Source organism: Brevundimonas sp. SL161 (genome assembly GCF_049896985.1).
Classification (GTDB): Bacteria; Pseudomonadota; Alphaproteobacteria; order Caulobacterales; family Caulobacteraceae; genus Brevundimonas.
Window position 1 is genome coordinate 61,382 of record NZ_JAFCVJ010000003.1, and the last position, 23,619, is coordinate 85,000.

Annotated in this window: 23 protein-coding genes and 1 pseudogene; 13 read left to right on the plus strand and 11 right to left on the minus strand. The window is 67.1% G+C overall.

All coding sequences use genetic code 11. The features are described from left to right. Positions 1–62 precede the first annotated feature (62 nt). The 3 genes from carA to ACP7AU_RS04050 are packed head-to-tail and all read left to right on the plus strand — an operon-like array spanning position 63 to position 3,329. The gene (gene carA / locus ACP7AU_RS04040) at positions 63–1,220 is read left to right on the plus strand and encodes a glutamine-hydrolyzing carbamoyl-phosphate synthase small subunit (protein WP_426050590.1); all 1,158 of its coding nucleotides are present in this window, start codon (positions 63–65) and stop codon (positions 1,218–1,220) included. Position 1,221: 1 nt separating this feature from the next. Then, positions 1,222–2,178, plus strand: a complete 957-nt coding sequence (locus ACP7AU_RS04045; protein ID WP_426036388.1) for a hypothetical protein — start codon at positions 1,222–1,224, stop codon at positions 2,176–2,178. Between the two features lie 17 nt (positions 2,179–2,195). Continuing rightward, the gene (locus ACP7AU_RS04050) at positions 2,196–3,329 is read left to right on the plus strand and encodes a patatin-like phospholipase family protein (RefSeq protein WP_426050591.1); all 1,134 of its coding nucleotides are present in this window, start codon (positions 2,196–2,198) and stop codon (positions 3,327–3,329) included. 3 nt (positions 3,330–3,332) lie between these two features. Here ACP7AU_RS04050 and ACP7AU_RS04055 read toward each other — a convergent pair whose 3' ends face one another. Continuing rightward, positions 3,333–3,599, minus strand: a complete 267-nt coding sequence (locus tag ACP7AU_RS04055; protein ID WP_426036392.1) for a hypothetical protein — start codon at positions 3,597–3,599, stop codon at positions 3,333–3,335. A 199-nt stretch (positions 3,600–3,798) separates the two neighbouring features. Between ACP7AU_RS04055 and dnaG the strand changes: the two genes are divergently transcribed. The 3 genes from dnaG to ACP7AU_RS04070 all read left to right on the plus strand — a co-directional run bounded on the left by dnaG (position 3,799) and on the right by ACP7AU_RS04070 (position 8,757). After that, positions 3,799–5,670, plus strand: a complete 1,872-nt coding sequence (gene dnaG / locus ACP7AU_RS04060) for a DNA primase (protein WP_426050592.1) — start codon at positions 3,799–3,801, stop codon at positions 5,668–5,670. Positions 5,671–5,763: 93 nt separating this feature from the next. After that, entirely contained in the window at positions 5,764–7,731 is a 1,968-nt protein-coding gene (gene rpoD, locus ACP7AU_RS04065) for an RNA polymerase sigma factor RpoD (protein ID WP_426036396.1), read from the plus strand. A 213-nt stretch (positions 7,732–7,944) separates the two neighbouring features. Further along, positions 7,945–8,757 carry a hypothetical protein gene (locus ACP7AU_RS04070; RefSeq protein ID WP_426050593.1) on the plus strand — a complete coding sequence of 271 codons (813 nt, stop codon included), beginning with the start codon at positions 7,945–7,947 and terminating at the stop codon, positions 8,755–8,757. 55 nt (positions 8,758–8,812) lie between these two features. On the opposite strand, the gene ACP7AU_RS04075 is transcribed toward ACP7AU_RS04070, so the two are convergent. Then, positions 8,813–8,959, minus strand: a complete 147-nt coding sequence (locus ACP7AU_RS04075; RefSeq protein ID WP_426036399.1) for a hypothetical protein — start codon at positions 8,957–8,959, stop codon at positions 8,813–8,815. Positions 8,960–8,964: 5 nt separating this feature from the next. Here ACP7AU_RS04075 and ACP7AU_RS04080 point away from each other — a divergent pair. Beyond that, a pseudogene (locus ACP7AU_RS04080) lies at positions 8,965–9,078 on the plus strand (sigma factor-like helix-turn-helix DNA-binding protein); the annotation flags it as partial. Between the two features lie 70 nt (positions 9,079–9,148). On the opposite strand, the gene ACP7AU_RS04085 reads toward ACP7AU_RS04080, so the two are convergent. The 4 genes from ACP7AU_RS04085 to ppk2 all read right to left on the minus strand — a co-directional run bounded on the left by ACP7AU_RS04085 (position 9,149) and on the right by ppk2 (position 12,804). After that, a complete protein-coding gene (locus ACP7AU_RS04085) occupies positions 9,149–9,613 on the minus strand; it encodes a chemotaxis protein CheW (protein ID WP_426050594.1) in 465 nt (154 codons plus the stop codon). Position 9,614: 1 nt separating this feature from the next. Next, positions 9,615–11,417: a methyl-accepting chemotaxis protein gene (locus ACP7AU_RS04090; RefSeq protein ID WP_426050595.1), complete on the minus strand. Its 1,803-nt coding sequence runs from the start codon at positions 11,415–11,417 to the stop codon at positions 9,615–9,617. 134 nt (positions 11,418–11,551) lie between these two features. Beyond that, positions 11,552–11,926, minus strand: a complete 375-nt coding sequence (locus ACP7AU_RS04095; protein ID WP_426036405.1) for a DUF1428 domain-containing protein — start codon at positions 11,924–11,926, stop codon at positions 11,552–11,554. A gap of 131 nt (positions 11,927–12,057) precedes the next feature. After that, a complete protein-coding gene (ppk2, locus tag ACP7AU_RS04100) occupies positions 12,058–12,804 on the minus strand; it encodes a polyphosphate kinase 2 (protein ID WP_426036407.1) in 747 nt (248 codons plus the stop codon). A 121-nt stretch (positions 12,805–12,925) separates the two neighbouring features. Here ppk2 and ACP7AU_RS04105 point away from each other — a divergent pair, with 121 nt between their 5' ends. Further along, on the plus strand, positions 12,926–13,687 hold the full coding sequence (locus tag ACP7AU_RS04105) for an extensin family protein (protein ID WP_426036409.1): 762 nt from the start codon (positions 12,926–12,928) through the stop codon (positions 13,685–13,687). 207 nt (positions 13,688–13,894) lie between these two features. Beyond that, positions 13,895–14,098: a cold-shock protein gene (locus tag ACP7AU_RS04110; RefSeq protein ID WP_303695099.1), complete on the plus strand. Its 204-nt coding sequence runs from the start codon at positions 13,895–13,897 to the stop codon at positions 14,096–14,098. Positions 14,099–14,128: 30 nt separating this feature from the next. On the opposite strand, the gene ACP7AU_RS04115 is transcribed toward ACP7AU_RS04110, so the two are convergent. The 3 genes from ACP7AU_RS04115 to ACP7AU_RS04125 are packed head-to-tail and all read right to left on the minus strand — an operon-like array spanning position 14,129 to position 17,044. Next, entirely contained in the window at positions 14,129–15,037 is a 909-nt protein-coding gene (locus tag ACP7AU_RS04115) for a DMT family transporter (RefSeq protein WP_426050596.1), read from the minus strand. Between the two features lie 40 nt (positions 15,038–15,077). Beyond that, on the minus strand, positions 15,078–15,923 hold the full coding sequence (gene gluQRS / locus ACP7AU_RS04120; RefSeq protein ID WP_426050597.1) for a tRNA glutamyl-Q(34) synthetase GluQRS: 846 nt from the start codon (positions 15,921–15,923) through the stop codon (positions 15,078–15,080). Further along, positions 15,920–17,044, minus strand: coding sequence for a JmjC domain-containing protein (locus tag ACP7AU_RS04125; protein ID WP_426050598.1), 1,125 nt, complete (start codon positions 17,042–17,044; stop codon positions 15,920–15,922). Before ACP7AU_RS04125 ends, gluQRS begins: the two co-directional genes overlap by 4 nt. Before the next feature lie 45 nt (positions 17,045–17,089). Between ACP7AU_RS04125 and ACP7AU_RS04130 the strand changes: the two genes are divergently transcribed. The 4 genes from ACP7AU_RS04130 (at position 17,090) to ACP7AU_RS04145 (ending at position 20,054) form a co-directional block, all read left to right on the plus strand. After that, a complete protein-coding gene (locus ACP7AU_RS04130) occupies positions 17,090–17,779 on the plus strand; it encodes a DNA-3-methyladenine glycosylase family protein (RefSeq protein WP_426050599.1) in 690 nt (229 codons plus the stop codon). Then, entirely contained in the window at positions 17,776–18,450 is a 675-nt protein-coding gene (locus ACP7AU_RS04135) for a trimeric intracellular cation channel family protein (RefSeq protein WP_426036419.1), read from the plus strand. Before ACP7AU_RS04130 ends, ACP7AU_RS04135 begins: the two co-directional genes overlap by 4 nt. A gap of 120 nt (positions 18,451–18,570) precedes the next feature. After that, on the plus strand, positions 18,571–19,131 hold the full coding sequence (locus ACP7AU_RS04140) for an HNH endonuclease (RefSeq protein ID WP_303695104.1): 561 nt from the start codon (positions 18,571–18,573) through the stop codon (positions 19,129–19,131). A gap of 104 nt (positions 19,132–19,235) precedes the next feature. Next, positions 19,236–20,054 (plus strand): transglutaminase-like domain-containing protein, encoded by an 819-nt coding sequence (locus ACP7AU_RS04145; protein WP_426050600.1) that lies wholly within the window; start codon positions 19,236–19,238, stop codon positions 20,052–20,054. Here ACP7AU_RS04145 and ACP7AU_RS04150 read toward each other — a convergent pair. Next, a complete protein-coding gene (locus ACP7AU_RS04150; RefSeq protein ID WP_426050601.1) occupies positions 20,015–21,727 on the minus strand; it encodes a M1 family metallopeptidase in 1,713 nt (570 codons plus the stop codon). The two genes, ACP7AU_RS04145 and ACP7AU_RS04150, sit on opposite strands and share 40 nt — an antisense overlap. Before the next feature lie 8 nt (positions 21,728–21,735). Next, positions 21,736–23,493: a M1 family metallopeptidase gene (locus ACP7AU_RS04155; protein ID WP_426050602.1), complete on the minus strand. Its 1,758-nt coding sequence runs from the start codon at positions 23,491–23,493 to the stop codon at positions 21,736–21,738. Positions 23,494–23,619 lie beyond the last annotated feature (126 nt).

Sequence of the window (23,619 nt, forward strand, 5' to 3'; positions counted from 1 at the left end):
GACATTCGCCCCGGTAGTCACGCCGCCGTTTGAGCGCCGGGATTCGGTGCTATGAGGCGCGCATGACTGACAAGCTTCTCCCCGGCGCCACTGGCGTCCTCGCTCTCGCAGACGGCACGATCTTCCAGGGCGTGGGGGTCGGCGCGACCGGCTCGGCGCTCGGCGAGGTGGTCTTCAACACGGCGATGACCGGGTATCAGGAGATCCTGACCGACCCGTCCTACATGAGCCAGATCCTGGCCTTCACCTTCCCGCACGTCGGCAACACCGGCACGAACCTGGAGGACATCGAACAGATGGGCGGCGGTTCGAACACCTCGGCACGAGGCGCGATCTTCCGCGACCTGCCGACCGATCCGGCCAACTGGCGCTCGGACTCGAGCTTCGACGTCTGGATGAAGCGGCGCGGCGTCGTGGGCCTTGCGGGTATCGACACCCGCGCCCTGACCCAGCGCATCCGCGACCACGGTGCGCCCCACGCGGTGATCGCCCACGATCCGGACGGGAAATTCGATCTGGACGCCCTCGTGGCGCAGGCAAAAGCCTGGACCGGCCTCGTCGGCCTCGACCTCGCCAGGCCCGCCTCGACCCTTCAGGCGTTCGAATGGGACGAGGGCCTGTGGGAATGGCCGGAGGGGCACCCGAAGACCGAGGGGCGCAAGACCGTCGTCGTCGTCGATTATGGTGTGAAGCGAAACATTCTGCGGGCGCTGGCCTCGACCGGCGCGAAAATCACCGTGGTCCCCGCCACGACGACGGCCGAGGAGATTCTGGCCCGCTCGCCGGACGGCGTCGTCCTGTCGAACGGCCCGGGCGATCCAGCGGCGACCGGCGAGTACGCCGTGCCCGAGATCAGGAAGCTGGTCGAGAGCGGCAAGCCCGTCTTCGGCATTTGCCTCGGTCACCAGATGCTGGCCCTCGCGCTCGGCGCCAGGACCGTGAAGATGGACCAGGGCCACCACGGCGCGAATCATCCGGTGAAGGATCTGACGACAGGCAAGGTCGAGATCGTGTCGATGAACCATGGCTTCACCGTCGACCGTGACAGCCTGCCAGACGTCGTCGAGGAGACCCACGTCAGCCTGTTCGACGGCACCAATTGCGGCATCCAGCTGAAGGACCGTCCCGTATTCAGCGTCCAGCACCACCCGGAAGCCTCTCCGGGACCGACGGACAGCCTGTATCTGTTCGACCGGTTCAACGACCTGATGAAGGCCTAGAATGGCCATTCACGCGGCGACCTCAGCCTATTTGGGCTGGCTCGCCGTCGCGCGGGGCAAGGATGGGGGAGGATCCCGAACCGTCTCGGCGGCGCCGGTTGATCTCGTGTTGGGCTACGCGACCGGCTACGATTCCCATGACATCGCCCCGTTTCTGCGCTCGCTGCGCGCGGTGTTTGATGGCGAGGTCGCCCTGGTCGTCGACGACCGGCCCGATGTGATCGCCATGCTGGAAGAGCACGGGGTCCATGCCCTGCCGGCGGACATGGTCGAGGGCTGGGAGCCCCACGCGGTCATCGCCCGGTTCGCGGCTTTCGATCGCTATCTGGCGGATAGGCCCGAGGTGCGGAATGTCCTGCTGACCGACGTGCGCGACGTCCTGTTCCAGCGACCGCCATTTGCGCCGGCGCCGACGGGGCTTGAGGTCTTCGTCGAGGGTGACGTGCTGGGCGATCACGCCTTCAACATGAAATATCTGCGAGCCTTGGCCGGAGACCGGATGGCCCAGGATCTGGCGTCGGCTCCCGCGATCTGTGTCGGCACGGTCATGGGGCCGCGCCGGGAGGTCGCCCGGTTCTGCCGTATGGTGCTGATGCTGGCGGCCATCCCGCGCTCGGAGATCGGCGGGGCGTTCGGCACGGACCAGGCCGCCTGCAATATCGCGGTGCATATGGGGCTGGTGGAGGCCGAGGTCCGCGAGAATTTCGGCCGGGTCGCCACCATCGGCCTGACGCCCGGCGAGACCCTGACGTTTGCGAACGGCGAGGTGGTCAACCCCGATGGTTCGGTCAGCGCCATCGTCCATCAGCACGACCGCCACCCCCATCTCGCCGAGGCAACCCGCGGCCGCTGGGGCGGGGGGCTGGAGGTGCGCGAGCGGGTCCGCCCCAAGGGCGTGGCCGAGCGAGGCCGTCGCCTGCGGGATTCCCTGATGCGTCGCCTGCCCGAACTGCGCTGACGTGGTAGGTTGAGTTCATGCCAGCTCGCCTGATCCTCCTCGCTGTCATCTTCATGCTCGGCGCTTGCGCCAGCGGGGCCCGGTCGTCGTTTGACCTCCAGGACCGCGCAGGCGCGCGGCCGATGGGGCTGATCTCGGCCCCGAATCATCCGATCCGCGTCTACCTCGACGCCGAAGACCGCGCCGCGATCTTCCAGCAGGCGTTCCGCGAGGGTGTGCCGGTCGGAGCGGACGGGCGGCTGGACTTCATCGCGCTGTCGGGCGGCGGATCTAACGGCGCATTCACCGCAGGCCTGATGAAGGGCTGGAGCGAAACCGGCGAGCGGCCGGACTTTGAGGTTGTGACCGGAGTCTCGACCGGGGCGCTGGCCGCGCCCTTCGTCTTCCTGGGCCCTGACTACGATGACGAGCTGGCCGAAGCCCATACCGGCGGAGCGGCGGCGGGTCTGCTGCAATCCCGGGGACTGGGCGCTCTGATCGGGTCCGGCATCTACAAATCGGCGCCTCTTCGATCCCTGGTCGAGCGGTTCGTGACCGAGGATGTCCTGCGCGCAGTCGCGGCGGAATACGCCAAGGGGCGGGTCTTGCTGGTTGCGACCACGGACCTCGACTCTCAACGCGGCGTCAGCTGGGACCTGGGCGCCATTGCGACGCAAGGCACGCCCCAGGAGCTGGAGCTTTTTCGCAGCGTGCTGGTGGCCTCAGCCAGCTTTCCCGGCGCCTTTCCGCCCGTTCTGATCCAGTCAGACAACGCCGGTCTTCGTTTTGAGGAGATGCATGTGGACGGCGGAGTGGCAGCGCCCTTCCTGGCCGTGCCGGAGACCCTGTGGTCGTTCGAGGAGCCGTCCGACACCCTGCGCGGCGCGCGCTTCTATGTGGTGGTGAACGGGCGAACCAATCCCAGCTTCGGGATCACGAAGGACACACCACAGGGCGTGCTGGGCCGCAGCATCGACGTCCTGCTGCGCGCTTCGCTGGTGACGACCCTGGCGGGCAACCACGCTTTCGCGGACCGGAACGACCTGTTCTTCCGCTACGCCGCCCTGCCGGACGACTCCGAGGCCTCGGCGCTGGACTTCAGCCTCGAGTCCATGAGCGCGGTCTATGAGCTCGGGCGGCAGGGCGCGATCTCGGGCGCTGCCTGGAGATAGACCCTAGGGAAGCGGCGCGAAGCTGCGTTCTTCGCGGAGCGCGCAAGCCTTCTTCACCGCAACCGGGGCGGCGTGCAGCCAGTAGGCGGCGTCTTCCGGCCGATCGGCCCGCTTCCGCTCCAGACCCCTCAGGCGTCGCTGGGCGGCATTGGCCAGCAGGAGGGCGTGGAGTGCACGCGGTTTCAGGTCGTGAACCTTAGGGGCATAGGGAACGGCGACGGGATCGGGTCCGGTGGGCTCGACTGCCGGTTGGGTGATGGCGATGAACATGGGGCGGCTCTGGCTTGAAGAGTAGGTCGGTGCTTCTGCGCCGGAGGGAACAGTGGATTAACCCTGCCTTCTGTGGATAGTTCCGCATTCGGACCAAAAAATGTCCTGAAAAAACAGCAGGCTATCGTCTCGGTTTAGCCTTCTTGGTTAACGACTGGTTAATGGCTCCGCTGCGGCGCAGAGCGCGGTATACGGAGCGGTGCGTTTCGATGACCGCTTCCTTGAGGAACTGAAGGCCCGCCTTCGCCCGTCCGACGTGATCGGCCGGTCGGTGAAGCTCAAGCGTCAGGGACGCGAGTGGGTGGGGCTGTCGCCCTTCTCCAAGGAGAAGTCGCCGTCGTTCTTCGTCAACGACGACAAGGGATTCTTCCACGACTTCTCGTCGGGCAAGCATGGCGACGTGATCTCCTTCCTGCAGGAGACCGAACGGCTGAGCTTCCCCGAAGCGGTCGAGCGGCTGGCTGCCGAGGCCGGGATGCAGATGCCGGCCGAGGACCCGCAGGCCGCCGAGCGCCAGGCCAGGAAGCAGGGCCTGTCGGACTGGATGGACCTGGCCCAGAAATGGTTCGCGGCGAACCTGCGTCGGTCGACCGGCAAGGCGGCGCGCGACTATCTCGAGAAGCGCGGCTTGCCGGAGGATCAGTGGGAGCGGTTCGGCCTCGGCTATGCGCCGAACGACCGCGAGGGGCTTAAGGCGGCGCTGGTCCAGCGCGGGGCCAGGCCGGGCGATCTGGTCGAGATGGGGATGCTGATCTCGCCGGAGGGCGGCGGTAATCCCTATGACCGGTTCCGCGACCGGCTGATGTTCCCGATCCTCGACGCGCGCGGACGTCTGGTCAGCTTCGGCGGCCGGGCGATGAACCCTGACGACCGGGCCAAATATCTGAACGGGCCGGAGAGCCCGCTCTTCCACAAGGGAGCGACGCTGTACGGCCTGCCCGAGGCGCGGCGCATCCTCGGCGCGGAGTCGAAATCGACCCAGGCCGTGATCGTGGTCGAGGGCTATATGGACGTCATCGCCTGCCAGCGCGCGGGCCTGCCGGCCGTGGCGCCGATGGGCACGGCCCTGACCGAGGATCAGATGGCTCTGCTGTGGCGGGTGTCGTCGGAGCCGGTGCTGTGTTTCGACGGAGACGGGGCGGGGCAGAGGGCCGCGTATCGCGCCATCGAACGCGCTCTGCCGCTGCTGAAGCCGGGTCGATCGTTCCGTTTCGCCCTGCTGGAGGGCGGGCAGGATCCGGATGACATCCTGAGAGACAAGGGCGCGCCGGCCCTGCGTCAGGCCATGACCGAGACGCGGACCTTCGCCGAGGTCTTGTTTCGCCGCGAGGCCGAGGCTGAACCGCTGGATACGCCCGAGCGCCGGGCCGGGCTGAAAGGGCGGCTGCGCACGGCGGCGGCGGCGATTCAGGACAAGGATCTGGCCGAACAGTATCGCCGCGAGCTGTTCGACCGCTTCGATGCCCTGTTCCCCGGCCGGTCGGCGCCCCAGCCACGCGCCCAGCAACCGGGTGGACGCTGGAAGCAGGGTGCGCCGCCGAAGCTCGGCCAGACGGCGGAGGGCGCCTCGGCGATGCACGCCCTGACCCGATCGATCGAGCCGATCGCAGCGGCCTTGGCCCATGGCGCCATCGAGGATCCGGAGCGGATGGACGACCATCTGGAGGCAATCGCCTCGCATGGCTTCGGCGATCCGGCTCTGGACGGGCTGGCGCAGGAGCTGGTCAGGTTGCGTTTCGGGGGCCAAACGCTTGACAGCGCGGCCTTGCGTCGCCATCTCGCGACCTCCGGACACGATGCTTTAGTGCGCGAGGTCGAGAAGGCGGCGGCAAAGTCCGGCGCGCCTTTCCTGGCCGCAAATGCGCCCCTCGCCGAAGCAAGGGTCCGGTGGTCGCAAGGCTTCGACGCCCTGACCCGCGTTGCGGGACTGGACGCGGCGCTGGCGTCAGCGAAGTCGGGGGCGGATCACGCTTTCGACGCATCCGCCTTCAGTCGTCTGAAGGCGGAACGTGATGTATTGCGACGAGCCATCAAGACCGGAATGATCTGGGACGATGAGGCTGGTTCGTAACGAACTCGGCCCGCATGCGTTCTATTTCGGAACGAATGTTGCATTTTTGCCGACGGGCCGGCGGGGTCCTGACGGTGCGGAGAATTGAACTGAATGACTGATACGCAGGAACCGCCTGAGTCCACATCCACCGACGGGCCTTTGCTCGATCTCACAGATGCTGGCGTCAAGAAGTTCATCAAGCAGGCCAAGGCGCGTGGCTATGTGACGATGGAGGAGCTGAACAAGGTTCTGCCGTCGGAAGAAGTCACGCCGGACGCGATTGAAGATACGCTCGCGATGCTATCCGAGATGGGCGTCAATGTTGTCGAGGCGGAGGAAGACGCCGCCGAGACGACGGGCGGCGAAGTCGCCGAGCGCGCCGAGACTTCGGTCACCGAAGGCGATGCCAAGCCGACCTATGACCGCACCGACGATCCCGTACGGATGTATCTGCGCGAGATGGGCTCGGTCGAGCTGCTGAGCCGCGAGGGCGAGATCGCCATCGCCAAGCGGATCGAGGCCGGGCGCGACGCCATGATCTCGGGCCTGTGCGAGAGCGCCCTGACGTTCGAGGCCATCATGGTCTGGCGCGACGAACTGGCCAACAACCGCATCCTGCTGCGTGAGGTCATCGACCTGGACGCCACCTATGGCGTGCTCAACCCCGCGTCCCTGCCGCACAACCAGCCCCAGCCCCCGATCCCTGGCCAGCCGGTCCCGCCCAAGCCCGAGCTGGAACCGGGCTCGGACGCCGCTGCCGAGGCCGAGAAGGCCGAGCAGGACGAGGAGGACGAAGACTTCGACGACGGCGGCGGGATGTCGATCTCGGCGCTGGAGGCGGAGTTGCGCGACGGCGTCATGGAGACCCTGGACGCCATCGCCTCGGACTTCGACGCCTTCCGCAAACTGCAGGAGAAGCTGGTCGACACCCGGCTGAAGGGCGAGGACCTCAGCGTCAAGGACCGCAAGGCCTATGACACATTGTCGGCGGCGATCTCGGGCCGGCTGAAGACGCTGAAGCTGAACAACAACCGGATCGAGGCCCTGGTCGAGCAGCTCTATGCGATCAACAAGCGGCTGATCGGTCTGGAAGGCCGGCTGCTCCGCCTGGCCGACAGCTACGGCATCTCGCGCCCCGAGTTCCTCAAGGCCTATTTCACCCGCGAACTCGACCCCAACTGGTCGGAAACGGTCAAGGCGATGGGCGTTCGCTGGACCAAGTTCAGCGACGACCAGTCGACCCAGATCGCCACCATCCGGGGCGATGTCGCCGCCGTGGCGACCGAGGCCGGCCTGCCGATCGACGACTATCGCCGCATCGTCCAGACGGTGCAGAAGGGCGAGCGCGAGGCCCGTCAGGCCAAGAAGGAAATGGTCGAGGCCAACCTGCGTCTGGTCATCTCCATCGCCAAGAAATACACCAACCGCGGCCTGCAATTCCTTGATCTCATTCAGGAAGGCAACATCGGCCTGATGAAGGCGGTCGACAAGTTCGAGTACCGCCGCGGCTACAAGTTCAGCACCTATGCGACCTGGTGGATCCGTCAGGCCATCACGCGCTCGATCGCCGACCAGGCGCGGACCATCCGCATCCCGGTCCACATGATCGAGACGATCAACAAGATCGTCCGCACCAGCCGCCAGATGCTGCACGAGATCGGTCGCGAGCCGACCCCGGAAGAGCTGGCCGAAAAACTGGCCATGCCGCTGGAGAAGGTCCGCAAGGTCCTGAAGATCGCCAAGGAGCCGATCAGCCTCGAGACCCCGATCGGCGACGAGGAAGACTCGCACCTGGGCGACTTCATCGAGGACAAGAACGCCATCCTGCCGATCGACGCGGCCATCCAGTCGAACCTGCGCGAGACCACCACCCGCGTGCTGGCGTCGCTGACGCCGCGCGAGGAGCGGGTCCTGCGCATGCGTTTCGGCATCGGCATGAACACCGACCACACGCTGGAAGAAGTCGGCCAGCAATTCTCGGTCACCCGCGAACGCATCCGCCAGATCGAGGCCAAGGCGCTGCGCAAGCTGAAGCACCCGAGCCGGTCACGGAAGCTGCGGAGCTTCCTCGACAGCTGAGGCTTAAGGATCAGGGCCGCTTCCGTAAGGAGGCGGCCCTTTTTCTTCCCTCTCCCGGTGGGAGAGGGACAAGTATTGCGCAGGTAAAGCGTTCCGCCGGCGCGCGTGACCAAACTGACCAATCGCGAACGCCAGTTCGACCAACCTCGCCAGTCCGTTCCGACCGATTCTGGCGTAGCGGCGGTCCATGGTGCGCGGATGACAGAGCGACGCGTGATCAGGCAGCGGTCCCCTGCGGTGTGGGCCAGGGTCAGGGAAGCCTATCTGGCCGGTGAGACGGCGGCCTCGGTCGCGCGTCGGTTCGACGTCGGCTACGGCAACCTCAGATACCGGGCGCATGCGGAGGGCTGGACCCGCAAGGCGGCCCTGGCGGAGGCGGACGAGGACGCGGCGGCCGAAGAGGTCCGGCTGGCCGGGCGCGCGGACCCGATCGCATCCGCGCCGGGCAACCGTCTGGCCGAGATCGACCCGGACGAGGCGAGCGCGGCGGGCATCCGCCACGCTGCCGCCCTGATCGCCGCCGGGCGGGGCGCGGAGGCGCTGAGCCTGCTCAAGGCCGTTCAGGGTCTGGCGCAGACGCTGGAGGCCACGGCGGCGCCTTACGATGGGGAGCCTGAACCCGACGCCTTCGATTTCAGGGCGCTTGAGACGCTGTCGCTCGAGATGGCGGTCGAGAACGCCGAGGCCATGCTGGGCGACACCGGCCATGGCATCACCTCCAGTTTCGGCCACGCGGCCTATCACTGGCGGGCCATACACCTGGGGCCCGAGATCGCCCTGGCGGACTTCGCCGCCGGGGTGAACGGCGGCTGGGCCGGCCATTACTGGGACGCGGTCGGCAATCTGAAGCCGCTGTCCGGGGACATCCCCGAACCGGACGGCGCCATGGTCCGCCAGCACCTGCGCCACTCGCCCGAGGCCGACATGGAAGACTGGCCCTGGAACAGGGAGCGCCCGGTAGAGCCGGCCGTGCGGGCCGAGGATGACGCGCCCGCGGCGCGGGGGCCGAGGGTGCGTCTGGGGTGAGCCCGGCTTCACATCGTAGAGGGGACCCCGCTCCCGGCGGGAGAGGGTTATTCGATCACGCCGCGCGCCTGGCGGCGAAGGGCCCGTTGGGCAGGGGGGTGATCTCTGCGTAGCGGACCAGGGTGTTGAGGGCCTGGACGACGCGCTGCTTGATCGTCTTGCCGCTGCGCTTGAAGGCACGCGAGACGGCGGCGGCGTCCATGGGGCGGCCGGAAGTTCAGCGTGACCCGCGAACGCATCCGCCAGATCGAGACGAAGGCGCTGAGGAAGCTGAAGCACCCGAGCCGGTCACGGAAGCTGTGGACCTTCCTGGACAGCTGATCCCGCGCCCCTCCTCCCGCAGGGAGGAGGGGCGTCCGGCCACCTCCCTGGAGGTGGGGCCGGGTTCAGATCAGGCCGCCACCTTCATCGTCTGCGGAAGCAGGGAGCCGACGACGAGCCGGCTCAGCATGCGGCCGTCCAGGGGTAGGATGGCATCGACAAACCGTTCGGCCTCCGGCGCATCCACGTTGGGCGGCGGCTGCATGAGGCCGGGGTCGACCTGGAAGGTTTCCTGCACCCCGTCGACCAGAAGGCCGGCGATACGGGTTTCATCGTGGATGACAACAATGACGTGCCGGGATGAGGGCTCCGTGCGCCCCAGCCCGAGGCGACTGCGCAGATCGACCACGGGGATCACGGCGCCCCGCAGATTGATCATGCCGCTGATATAGTCGGGAGCCTGCGGAACAGGGGTCGCGGGGGTCCAGCCCCGGATCTCCCGGACGCTGCGGATATCGATGCAGAATTCCCGTTCCGCGATCTCGAACGAGATCAATTCCAGCCGGGATTCGGGGGTGCGGACGTGATCGTCCATCCTAGAATTCCTCCCACTCGTCGGCGACCGGCTGGGCGCCGCCCCCCTTCATGGCTGTCGCCAGCTTGGCCTGGGCCCGTCCGACCGGATTGATGGGTCGCGCCGATGAAGCCCCGGCCGTTGGCCGCCCGCGGTCGGCGACGACGACGACCGAGCCCGTTCCCAGCCGGAACTGCCGCATCAGGGTGGCCATTTGATCCGCTTCGCCCGACAGGCTGGTCGCGGCTGCGGTCGCTTCTTCCACCATGGCGGCGTTCTGCTGCGTCACCTGGTCCATCTGGTTAATCGCGCTGTTGACCTGAAGGAGCGCCGTCGACTGTTCCTGCGAGGCCTTGGCCATCTCGGAGACCAGGGTGTGCATCGACGTCACCTTGGCGGAGATGCCGTTGAGCGCCTGTCCGGTGTCGCCCACCAGTTTAACGCCGCGTTTGACCTGGTCGGAGCTCGACGCGATCAACGCCTTGATCTCCTTGATCTCCTTGGCCGCCTCGGCGGACCGCTGGGCCAGGGCACGGACTTCCTGGGCGACGACGGCGAAGCCACGGCCGGCATCACCCGCGCGCGCGGCCTCGACCCCGGCGTTCAGGGCCAGCAGATTGGTCTGGAAGGCGATCTCGTCGATCACGCCGATGATCTGGGTGATCTGACCAGAGCTCTGCTCGATCTCCCCCATGGCGGAGACGGCCTCGTCCATCACCCGCCCGGAGGTGACTACGTCGGCTTTGGCGCCGGACGCGGCTTCGCTGGCCTGCTTTGCCCCCTCGGCGCTGCGTGTGACCGTGGCGGTGATCTGGTCGAGCGCGGCAGCCGTCTCCTCCAGACTCGCCGCCTGCTGTTCGGTTCGCCGCGACAGATCGTCGGACGCCGCCGAGATCTCGGCCGTTCCCGACTGGATGACGCTGGCGCTCTGGGTGACGCCCTGCATGGCGGATTCCAGACTCTCGAGCGAGCGGTTGAAGTCGTTGCGAACGGTCTCGAACTCTGGTGCAAAGGCGTTGGGCAGGCGGCACTGGAGGTTGTTGTCGGCCAACTGTGACAGGCCCTCGCCGATTTCATTGACCGCGCGAACCCGCTCCGTGACGTCGGTGGCGAACTTCACCACCTTCATCACCTTGTTGTTCATGTCGAAGATCGGATTGTAGGAGGCCTGGATCCAGACCTCGTTGCCGGCCTTGCCAATCCGCTTGAACTCGGCGGCGACGAATTCGCCGCCATTAAGCTTGCGCCAGAAGTCCTGATACTCGCTCGAGCGCGCGTAGGCGGGCTCGACGAACAGGCTGTGCTGTTTTCCGCGGATCTCATCGAGGCGATAGCCCAGCGTGGCCAGGAAGTTCTCATTCGCAGTGATGATCTCGCCGGTGGGCGTGAACTCGATCATGGCCTGAACCCGCGAGATGGCGTTCAGCTTGCCTTCGAACTCGGCGTTCTTCAGCTTCTCCTGGGTGATGTCGGTCGCGACCTTGACGACCTTGACCACCTTGCCGCGGGAATCCTTGACCGGATTATAGGAAGCCTGGATCCAGACCTCCCGGCCGCCCTTGCCCAGGCGCCGGTATTCGCTGGCATCGAAGTCTCCTCGGCCCAGCTTGGCCCAGAAGGTCTTGTACTCGGGGGCCCGGACATCGACCGGATCCACGAACAGGCTGTGATGCTGTCCCTTGATCTCCGAAAGGCTGTAGCCCATGGCGTCGCAGAAATGCGGGTTCGCCGTGAGAATCTGTCCCGTCGGGTCGAATTCGATAATGGCGAGTGACTTGTCGAGTGCCCTCAAGACCGCGTCAGAAGAGCTCGAAATACCGAACATGTTAGCCTTCCCCTCCAGAAGCATTGCCTGGATGGCAATGCGTCATCGCTGCCGACCGTCTGACCAGACTGGTCAACGCGGCTGCGCGCTGGAAAGAGATTACACCCGCCGATGAAGGCCGACTGAACCCGGGGTTACGTAGTATTCCGCATGTTCCCCGACAGGGCCTCGAACACGACCTCGAAGCCGCCCCACATCATGCGCTTGCCGTCGAAGGGCATGTCCATGTCGGCGAAGCGGGGATCTTCCATCATTCTGGCCCAGGCGGCGTCGGCGGTCGCCTTGTCGGGCCACTTCAGCCACGAGAAGACGACGACCTCGCCCTCTTCCAGCTTCACGGCCAGGTCGAAGCCGGTGACCTTGCCGGCCGGGACGTCGACACCCCAGGTCTCGACGTGTTCGAGGGCGCCGAACTCCTTGAACAGGGGGGCGCTGAACTCGGCGGACCGGATGTAGCGGTCCCTGTCCGCGGCCTTCACGGGGGTCAGGAAGCCGGTGATGTAGGACATCGTTCTTCTCCTTCTGAGGGGGCTGCCGCCGGCGTCGGCCGTCCCGCCTGCGCGGGAAGGCCGACGCTCGCTGCCTGAGCCCCGGATGTGGATGATGACACAGGCAGGCGTCTTGTATGAAGGCGTCACATCTAGGCGTTCAGCCTGCCCTTCGCGCGGCTGGCGTCGAGGATCACGCCCTTGTCGACATGGCCGATCCTTGCGCCCGGCCGCCCCAGCCGATGCAGGATGTGGCGGATGATGTTCAGCCGGGCCGTCTTCTTGTCGTCGGTGGCGACGATGGTCCAGGGCGCGTCGCGATGGTGGGTCTCGGCCAGCATGCGGTCGCGGGCGGCGGTATAGGCGTCCCAGCGGATCTGGGCCTCCGCGTCGAGGGACGAGACCTTGAACTTTTTCAGCGGGTCTTCCATCCGCTCGGCGAGGCGTTTGGCCTGTTCGTCCTTCGAGATGTCGAGCCACAGCTTGATCAGGATGACGCCCGATCCGGTCAACAGCCGCTCGAAACGCGGCGCGTCGTCGAGGAAGGCCTCATGCTGCTCCGGGGTGCAGAAGCCCATGACCGGCTCGACGCCGCCGCGATTGTACCAGGACCGGTTCAGCAGGACCATTTCGCCTGCCGCCGGCAGATGGGAGACATAGCGCTGGAAATACCATTGTGTGGATTCTCGCTCGGTCGGCTTGGGCAGGGCGACGATGCGGGTCTGGCGGGGCGAGGCGTATTCGGTGATCCGCTTTATGGCGCCGTCCTTGCCGGCGGTGTCGCGGCCCTCGAACACGACCAGCACCTTCAGCCCCTGTTCGATGGCCCAGTGCTGGGTGTCGACGAGCTCCACCTGCAGGGCCTCCAGCGTCTTGTCGTAGTCCTTGGCCTTGGCCATCGTGATCGCTCCGTGTTCGGCCGCAGGTTTGAGCGGTTTGCGCCCGCGCGTCGAGATGGGGACATGGGAAACGCGCGCGCGTGATTGTTACCTTTCGCCCGTCCGTCCATTGTCATCGGGCATGAAGCGCGATTTCGCCGATTTCTGGAACCTGATGTGGGAGCTGGCGCTGGGCGTCTGCGCGGCCTTCGCGCTGATGAACGCCTTCGCCCCGCCGCAGGATCTGCCGTGGAAGCCGCTGGATCTCAACCATCCGCTCGGCCAGGCGACGGAGGCCAAGGTCGCGGACTTCGAGGTTCCGTTTGCGGCGTCGCCCGAGGAGGTGCGGGGCGCGACCGAGGCCTGTATCCAGACCCTGCGCGACGCAGGGGTCGAGGTGCGGCGGGCCGAGGACAGGGACGACGGCGGCTTCTGCCAGGTGCGCGGCGCGATCACCATCACCGGCGGCGCGGTGACGCCGCTGAAGCCGGGCGGCCTGACCATGCAATGCCCGCTGGCTGTTCGCTACGTCATCTGGGACCGGCAGGTGCTGCAGCCGGCGGCGGAGGCGATCTACGGTTCCCGCGCCGTCGCGGTGAACAACTACGGGACCTATTCCTGCCGCCGGATCTACGGCTCGACCGAGGTCTCGGACCGGCCCAGCGAGCACGCCAGGGCCAATGCGCTCGACGTCGCCTCGGTGACCCTTGCGGACGGTCGGACGGTGTCGGTTCTCAACGACTGGGACGGACAAGGTCCAAACGGAACAGGAGGTTCCGGTCTATTGAGACGCATCCGCGAAGGCGCCTGCCGGGTGTTTTCGACGGTGCTCAGCCCCGACTATAATGATGCGCACAAGGATCATCTTCACCTTGATGGGGCGCCCCGAGGGCTGTGCGCGTAAAATCCTTCCGCACAGGCCCGCCTGACGCACGAATCGTTTCCGGTTGACCGGGCTTTGCGGCTGAGAGAAAACATCCGCGCAATCCGGATTTCGCGTGGGGTCCAAACCTGCGTTTCGCTCCTTCGCCTGAACGAGCTGTCCAGATGGATTGTCGGACCCCCTCGACAGGGCGTCCGCCTGGAAAAGCGCGTTTATGGAGACGCAACAATGGCGACCGGTACGGTCAAGTGGTTCAACCCCACGAAGGGCTTCGGCTTCATCCAGCCCGAAAGCGGCGGCGCCGATGTGTTCGTTCACATCACCGCCGTGCAGAAGGCTGGCCTGACGGGCCTCGATGAGAACGCCAAGGTTCAGTACGAGCTGGAATCCCAGCGCGGCAAGACCTCGGCCGTGGACCTGAAGCTTCTCTGATCCAAACCGGATCGGGATCGCTGACGTGATCTAGGCGGGCGCGGTTCCTTCGGGAGCCGCGCCCGTTTTCGTTTTCGCCCGGGTCGACCACTGGGCCAGGACGATCGCCGCCAGGACGAGGGCGCCGCCCAGGGCCTGCACCGGGGCGAGGGTCTCGCCGAAGATCATCCAGCCGAGGGCGGCGGCCACGATCGGCTGGATCAGGATGGTCACGGCGGTGATGGAGGCCGGTAGCTTGCCCAGGGCCCAGGCGACGCCGCCCTGTCCCGCCACATGCATGACGCCCATGCCGGCGCAGGCGGCCCAGCCGGCGGCGGTGGCGGGGATCATGTCCTCGCCCAGCAGCAGCGCCGTCCCCGCCATGACGGGGATCCCCGCCAGGGTCACCCAGAGGGTGACCCGCAGGGCGCCCGCCGTGGTGCGCGCCTGCTTTACCGCCAGGAAATAGGCGGAATACCAGAGGGCCACGGACAGGGAGAAGATGTCGCCCAGCACCGGGTTGGTCCCCTGACCCGGCGCCGCCCCGGCGGCCATGGCGAAGGCTCCGCCCATGGCCAGGGCCAGGGCCAGGATGAACAGCCGCGCCGGCCGTTCCTTGAACAGGAACCAGCCCACCAGGGTGACCACGACCGGCGTCAGGTTGCACAGCACCGTCGCATTGGCGACCGAGGTCATGACGATGCCGTAGTGCCAGAAGCTGAGGTCCAAGGCGAAGAACAGGCCGGCCAGCAGCATCCATTTCGACGGCCGCCCGACGCCTTCTGCGCCGGGACGACCGACGAGGATGAGCAGCAGGGGCAGGGCGAACAGGAGCCGCCAGAAGCCGGCGGCCGCCGGACCGGTCTCGGTCAGGCGGACCAGGATCGGAGCGAGGCCGAGGATGCTGGCGGAGGCCAGCACGACCAGCAGGGGGATCAGGCGGGACGGGGAGGGAGGCATGGTGTCGCATACCTCTTACCCTCGCCCATAGGGAGAGGGGTCAGAAGCCGAGGTCGGCCCGCAACGCCTTCGCCGTCATCCCCGCCTCACGCAACGCCTTCAGCGTCACCGCCCCGTCGCGCTTGGCATAGCGTTTGCCGTCGGGGCCGAGCAGCAGCCGGTGGTGTCGATAGACCGGCGTGGGCAGGTCCAGCAGGGCCTGGAGCAGGCGCTGAACCGAGGTGGTCTCGATCAGGTCCTCGCCGCGGATGACGTGGGTCACGCCCTGCAAGGCATCGTCGACGACCGAGGCGATGACATAGCCCGCGCCGATGTCCTTCCGCCCCAGCACCATGTCGCCGAGGCCCTCGGGCCGCGCGGTCCTGACGGCCGGGCTCTCCGTCTCCTCGACCCAGGTCAGTGGCTGGAAATCGCCGAGACTTTCGCGCGCCGCTGCGAGCGACAGACGCCAGGCGAAGGGTTGGCCGGAGGCAAGCTTTTCGGCTTCCTCGTCGGGGGACAGTGGGCCGCCTGCGAAGGCCTGGGCGTCGGTCGGGTCGTCGGCATGAGGCGCCATCCCGGCCAGGGCCATGAGTTCCTTTCGGGTGCGGAAGCAGCGGTAGAGGACGCCCATGTCCCGCAGGCGGTCCAGTGCGGCGTCGTAGTCGGCGCGGTGTTCGGACTGGCGACGGACGGGGGGCTCCCAATCGAGACCCAGCCAGGCGAGGTCGTCGACAATCGCGGCCTCATACTCCGGGCGGCAGCGGGTGAAGTCGGTGTCCTCGATCCGCAGCACGAAGCGACCCTTCGCGCGCCTTGCCGCCGTCCAGGCGGTCAGGGCGGAGAAGGCGTGGCCGCGATGGAGCAGGCCGGTCGGCGACGGCGCGAAGCGGGTCACGAAGGTCAAAGGCGGACCAGGGCGCCCGTCCTGACGGCCGCGTCGATCATGGCGCGGAGGTCCGCCTCGGGCACGAAGTCGAACTGGGCGATCATGTCCTCAAGGGCCAGACGCGGCTGCGACAGGGCCCAGTCCAGCGCCCCGGCGGCGGGGCCGGCGACGGCGGGCGCCGGGCCCTGGCCGCGACCATAGAGGGTCAGTGTCGGACGATGAGGCAGGGCGTAGCCGGGTTCGCGCGGAATCAGCCGTTCCTGGGCCATGGCGATCTCGTCGGCGAAGACGTCGCTGACGGCCAGGGCGGACAGGCGTCGGCCCAGGTCGGCGAGTTGGGCCTTCAGGATTTCGGATCCCGCAGGACGCAGGAAGTGGCGGAAGGTGGCCTCGTCCTGTGTCAGCCGCTTCAGGATGTCGAAGACGGTGCGCCCGTCCGCCGGAGTGATCGAATAGGTGACGTGCAGGGACGCGCCATCAGTCGCGAGGGCGTCGTGATACCAGCCGCGTGGAAGATAAAGGACGTCGCCGGGCCGCATGTGCACCTGGGTCATGACCGGGCCGCGCTGGGCCGCCAGCCAGGCGCGGGTTTCCTCGTTGTCGATCGGGAAGGTGGTCGGTGCGTCTGCGCGGTTGGAATACAGGGTCCAGACCTTCTCGCCCTCGCACTGGACCGCGAAAACGTGGTGCAGGTCGAAGTGGGTCCCGAACGCCTTCACCCCGCCAAAGGAGCAGTAGAGGTTGGCGCTGACCTGGCCGGCGAAGGCGCGGCCCAGCGCCGGGGTCAGGGCGCGGATCGACGGGACCAGATCCTGAACCTCGTCGAGCACGAGGCTGGCGCCCTGGCCCAGCAGGACCTTGACCTTGGCGGGGGAGGGGCGGTTGGCGGTCCCGGAACCCGTCGCGGCGTCATGACAGTACCGGGGCGGCGGGACGCGCTGGCCATTGTAGAGGACCTTCAGGCTCTGGGAGCTCCAGATCGAGGTTTGGTCGAGCAGGGCGTTGAAGCGGTCCCAGTCGAGCAGAGTCTGTTTGGCAGCGCCGGGCGCGGCCGGGATATGCAGCGGTTTCCGGTCGTCATAGTCCGCGTGGAACACCTCGGGGGTGATCGGGGCCAGGAGATCGTCCAGACTGAGCATGGTCGGACGCTAGGGTCCGGCCCGCCGTTTGTCGACTGGACCGGAATGCCTCTGACACCCGAACAATTGGTCGTCGCCCGCGAGGACCTGGTCTGTATCGACCCAGCTCTGGCCCGGGCCCATGCCCAGACGCCGCCGTTCGAGTGGCGGGTCGGGGACCGGGGGTTTCCCGGCCTGTTCAGAATGATCGTGGATCAGCAGGTCTCGCTGGCTTCTGCGGCGTCTGTCTGGGCGCGGCTGCAGGCGGGGTTGGGGGAGATCACGCCGGAGACCCTGCTGGCCCACGACCTCGACAGCCTGCGCGGCATGGGCCTGTCCCGTCAGAAGGCGACCTATGGTCAGGGCATCGCGCGGGCCCAGCTGGATGGGACGGTCGATCTGGAGCATCTGTCGACGCTCGATGACGACGCGGCGATCGCGGCCCTCGTCTCGCTGAAGGGCGTCGGGCCGTGGACCGCTGAGGCCTATCTGCTGATCTGTGACGGACGGCTGGATGTCTTCCCGGGCGGCGACATCGCGCTGCAGGAGGCGATCAAATGGGCCGACCTGCTTGAGCATCGGCCCGATACGAAGGCCGCCTATGCCCGGGCCGAGATGTGGCGGCCGAACCGGGGCGTGGCGGTTCATCTGCTCTGGGCCTGGTACGTCGGGGTGAAGACGGGCGAGATCGTGCTAGATCATCCCCTCAACCCGGCGGCCGCCAAGCCGAGAGCCAGGGAACGCAGACAGCCGTGAACGCGCTCGTAGACCCCACCCTTCTGAGCCCTGTGCTCGCCGACCCCGAGACGGTGCTGGGCGCGCTCGATTTCGCGGGCGTGGCCGTGTTCGCCGCGACGGGAGCGCTGGCCGCAGCGCGCGAGAAGCACGACCTTGTCACCTTCGCCTTTTTTGCCGCCATCACCGGCGTGGGGGGCGGGACCCTGCGGGACCTGCTCATCGATGCCCCGGTCTTCTGGGTGCAGGACTGGCGCTATATCGCCGTCTGCCTCTGCGCGGCCCTGGCGGTCTGGCTGGTCGGGGCGGGGGCCTGGCGATTCAGGGCCCTGCTGTGGCTCGATGCGCTCGGGCTCGGCGCCTATGGGGTGCTCGGCGCCGCCAAGGCCGAGGCGTACGGGGCGCCGCCCCTGATCTGCATCGTCATGGGGGCGCTGACAGCCTGCTTCGGCGGCATTGTGCGCGACATCCTGGCGGGGCAGCCGTCAATCCTTCTGCGGCGAGAGATCATCATCTCGGCGGCCCTTGTTGCGGCGACCATCTATGTCGTGGCGCGACAGTTCGGCATCGATCACTGGCCCGCTGCGGCGATCGCAGCGCCGATCGGGTTCGCGCTCCGGGCCGGCGCCCTGGTCTGGGGCTGGAGCCTTCCAGCCTTCCCTGGCGGCCTCCTCAGAAAGGGCGCGTCATGAAACCGCTGCATCGTCGTCATGGCGGTGCGTGCGAATCGGGAATAGGCTGGCTTCACTAGAGAGAAGGAGAGACGTTTTCAGTCCGATTTCCTCGATATCCGGCGTGAGCGGGAGGGTCTGATGCAGGTCCTTCACAAGCCGCCTTCCGGCTTTCCAGCCCTGGTGCTGAACGCCGATTTCCGTCCGCTGTCCTACTATCCGCTGTCGCTCTGGCCGTGGGAGGAGGCGGTGAAGGCGGTCTATCAAGAGCGCGTGGACGTCGTTTCGACCTATGACAGGGTCGTGCGCAGTCCGTCGATGGAGATGCAGATCCCCAGCGTCATCGCGCTGAAGAGCTATGTCGACCAGAATCGCAGCCCGGCCTTCACCCGCTTCAACGTCTTCCTGCGCGACGGCTTCACCTGCCAGTACTGCGGCGACACCGCCGAACTGACCTTCGACCACGTCATTCCGCGCAGCCGGGGCGGACGCACGACGTGGGAGAACATCGTCGCCGCCTGTTCGCCCTGCAATCTAAGGAAGGGCGGACGGACGCCGCAGCAGGCGCACATGCCGATCCGACGCGCGCCCAACCGGCCGAACGCATTCCAGCTCCAGGACGCGGGCCGACGGTTCCCGCCCCACTACCTGCACCAGAGCTGGCTCGACTATCTGTACTGGGACATCGAGCTGGAGCCGTAGACGGCGCCACTATCCTGCGCCGCATGACCTGCTAGAGCACTGCATGACCCGGAACGGCCGCCGATGCGCGACGTTAACGGTTCGCCGCTCACATCAGGTCGTCCATGAAAATTCGCGTCCGCGCCGAGCTCGTCTATCGCTTCGATCCCCCGACCGACGCGATCTACAAGATTCAGGTCGCGCACTGGCCGGGTCAGGACATCCTGGAGGAGCGGCTGACGATTACGCCGCCCCAGGCCTTCCATCAGGACGAGGACGAGGAGTTCGGCGCCCGCACCCTGCGTGCGCGCCTCAGCGGCGACGTGGCTGTGTCCTACGAGGCGGTGGTCGACAACGGCTCGCTGCTGGGCCTGCCGCCGGGCGTGACCCAGCACGACTGGAACGACCTGCCGGCCGAGGTGCTGACCTATCTGTGGCCCAGCCGCTATTGCCCCTCGGACCAGTTCGGCCGGTTCGTGGAGCGTCAGTTCGGAGAGACATCGGGCGGCGAGCGGGTGCTCGCGATCCTGAACTGGATCACCGAGAACATCGATTATGAGCGCGGCGTGTCGGACTCCGAGACGACGGCCGCGCGGACCTTCATCGATCGGGCGGGCGTGTGCCGCGACTTCACCCATATGGGCATCACCCTGTGCCGGGCGTCGGGCATTCCTGCGCGCGCGGTCAGCGCCTATGCGCATCAGCTGAACCCGCCGGACTTCCACGCCATCTTCGAGATCTGGCTGTCGAACGGCTGGTGGCTGGTCGATCCGACCGGGCTGGCGCCGATCGAGGGACTGGTGCGGATCGCCTGCGGGCGCGACGCCGCCGACATCGCCTTCCTGTCGACCCAGGGAACCTGCGAGATGGTCAGCCAGTCGATCACCGCCGAGGCTGCGGACGCCTATTCCGTCGAGGCGCGATCGGACCTTCTGCGCGCCTGATAGACGTCGATGAAGTCGAGCCGGCGCAGGACCTTGTTCTGCGGATCGATCACGATGTGAGCCGCGGCGGGGACGGGGATCGAGCCCCGGCCGTCGGTCATGGCCAACGTTTCGACCCGGCCGTCCACGGACACCTCGACCGGCATCGGAAAGGCCGCGCCGTCGCCGGTCGTCCATGACAGGTTGAGGGTCCCGTCCTCGCGCGTCTCGTTCAGGACCGGCAAGGCGGCCTGATAGAGATAGCCGCGGAAGAACCAGCCGTAGTCCCTGCCGGTGATGTCATTGACGATCCGCAGGAAGTCCGGCGTCGAGCGGTAGATCGGCTCGAAATTGCCCGGGCGCGGATCGGGGCGGCCATAGACCAGGGTGGTGACGGCGCGGAAGAAGGCCTCGTCGCCGATCAGCATCCGCAGCGAATGGGCGATCAGCGAACCCTTGGAATAGATGTCGTTGCCCGGCCCGACCGCGCCGTCATAGACCTCGCCCTCGCTCCTGAGTTCGCCCGAGACGACGGGGAAGCGGTTGATCAGGCCCTGCTGCTGCTCGGCCAGTTCGGTCTGCATGTAGCGGTCGCCGTGCAGCCAGGCGCCGTAGAGGGGCTGCATATAGCTCCCCAGCCCTTCGTGCAGCCACATGTCGTCGGCGTTGGCATTGGTCATCTGGTTGCCGAACCATTCGTGGGCCAGCTCGTGCTGCAGCAGCCAGTCGTAGCCCTTGCCGTCCAGCCGATACTGGTTGCCGTAGGCGTTGATGGTCTGGTGCTCCATGCCCAGGTGCGGGGTCTCCACGACGCCCATTTTCTCGTCGGAGAAGGGGAAGGGGCCGACGGTGGCTTCGTAGAAGTCCATCTGGGTGGGGAATTCGGCGAACAGGGCGGCGGCGCGCCCTGGATCATCGGAGCTCAGATGCCAGAAGGACATCGGGAAACTGTTGCCGAACCGGCTGCGGTAGCCGGTCTTCAGCTCCGTATAGGGGCCGACGTTCAGGGCTATGGCGTAGGTGTTGGGCGTGCGTGCCGACCAGTTCCAGGTGGTCCAGCCGTCGCCGTGATCTTCCGTGCCGAGGAAGCGGCCGTTGGAGGGCGCGGACAGGCCGGTCGGGACGGTGATGTGCAGGTCGACCCGCCCGGGCTCGGCCACGGGGCTGTCGATACAGGGCCAGAACAGGTCGCAGCCTTCGCCCTGGACGGCCGTAGCGATCCACGGCTCACCGCCGGGCGCGCTCGCCCAGACGAAGCCGCCGGACCAGGGCGCGCGCGGCGCCACGCGGGGATGGCCGGAATAGGCGATGCGCAGGGTCGTCGTCTGACCCGCAGCCAGCGGCCGAGGCAGGGGGATGGTCATCCGCCCCTCGGGATTGGACCAGTCGCTCACCGCCCGTCCGTCCACCGACACGGCGGAGACGTCGAACACGGTGTCCAGTTCGACCACCAGCCGGGCGACGGGCGCCGTGGCGGTCAAGGTCAGGGTCGCCGTCGCGTCGATGGCCCTGTCGTCGGGGAGGACCTTGATCGCCAGATCGACGAGGTCGATGCGCATGGCCGCCTGTTCCGGCGTGCGCGGCTGATCGGTCATCAGGGTGAAGGCGGTGGACTCGCGCGGCGCCGGGTCCTGGGCGAGGGCAGGACCCGCCAGCAGAGAAGCGGCGGCGAGGGCGGCGAGGGCGTTTCGCATCAGGGGTCTCAGCTGGCCGACCGCGCAAGCCGTTCGGCCGCGGCCCGCTCGCGTTCGGCGCGGTTCCAGGCCTGCCAGTCGTCGACCACGTCGAGCTGGCGCAGCAGCTTGTTCTGTGGATCGACCAGCAAGGTCGCGCCCGAGGGTACGGCGATCGTCGCGCGGCCATCCCGCATCGGCACGGTCTGGGTCACGCCGTCGACCTCGATCTCCACCGGCATCGGGAAGCCCGAGCCGCTCCCGGTGGTCCAGGACAGGGTCAGCCGGTCGCCCTCCCGGACCTGCGACAGGACCGGCAGGGCCGCCTGATACAGATAGGCGTCGAAGAACCAGTCGTAGTCCTGACCCGTCACCTGGTTGACGATGGCGTTCATCTCGCGCGTCGAACTGGTCCGGGGCGCGAAGTTGCCGGGTCGCGGATCGGGGCGGCCGTACACCAGACGGCGGATGACATCGTAGAAGTCGTCGTCGCCGATCGTCATCCGCAGGATGTGGGCGATCAGCGAACCCTTGGAATAGATGTCGCCGCCGGGGCCCTCAGAGCCGCCATAGACCTGGTTGACCGTGCGGTTGGTCTGCGAGACGACCGGGAAGGCGTTGACCAGACCCTCGCGCTGGCGCTGCAGCTCGGACTGCATGAACCGCTCGCCATGCAGATATCGGGCGTAGAGCGGCTGCATATAGCTGCCCAGCCCTTCGTGCAGCCACATGTCGTCGGCGTTACGGTTGGTCAGCTGGTTGGCGAACCACTCGTGGCTGAACTCGTGCTGCAGCAGGGTGTCGTAGCCGCGCGTCTCGATCTTGTAGGCATTGCCGTAGGCGTTGATCGTCTGGTGTTCCATGCCGAGATAGGGCGTCTCGACCACCCCCATCTTGGAGTCGCCGAACGGGTAGGGGCCGATGGTCGATTCGAAGAAATCCAGCATGGGCGCGAACTCGGCGAACAGTCTCGCGACCTTCGCCGGATCGTCGGACCGCAGGTGCCAGTAGTGCATCGGGATCGTGTTGCCGAACCGGCTCTGGTACGGGGCGGTGACCTCCTCATAGGGGCCGACGTTGATCATCCCGGCATAGATGTTCTGATGGGCGATGCTCCAGCTCCAGGTCTTCGTGCCGTCGGCGTTCCCGGTCACGCCCTTGAACACGCCGGGTCCCGGCGCCGAGACATTGCCCGGCGTGGTGATGTGCATGTCCAGCTGGCCGGGCTCGGCGTTGGAGTTGTCGATACAGGGCCAGACCAGGTCACAGCCGTTGAGCTGGACGGCTGACCCGATCCAGGGCTCGCCCGTCGGGGCCGTGGCCCAGACCCAGCCGCCGTTCCAGGGCGCACGTGGCGCGACACGGGGCTGGCCGGCATAGGCGATGGTCAGGGTGGGGGTGGCGCCCTCGGCCAGACCCGCCGGAACCTCTACGGTCAGACGGCCTTCGGGGTTGGACCAGCGATCGGCGGGCACGATCTCGCCGTCCAGCCGGATCTCGGAGATGGTGAAGAGGGTGTCCAGCTCGACCGCCAGACGCCGGATCGGCTGAAGCACGGTGAAGTCCAGCACGGCCACGCCGTCGATCGCCTTGTCCTCGGGCAGGATCTTGATCGACAGATCGGCCTTGTCGAAGCGGACGGCCTCCTGCTCCGGCGTGCGGGGATTGTCGGTTTCGAGCGTGAAGGCGGTCGGCTGGCGGGCGGGGGCGTCCTGGGCCGTCGCGGGAACCGACAGCATGCAGGCCAGGACGGCCATGCTCGCCGTACGCAGACTCGATCCGGCCATCAGCGTCTATCCCCGTCAGAATTCCTGTTCACCGTGCACCCCGGCGAAGGCCGGGGTCCAGATGGAAAAAGCGATCTCCGGGTTGCGGATGGTCTTTGATCCCGGCCGACGGCGTCCGCGATCTGG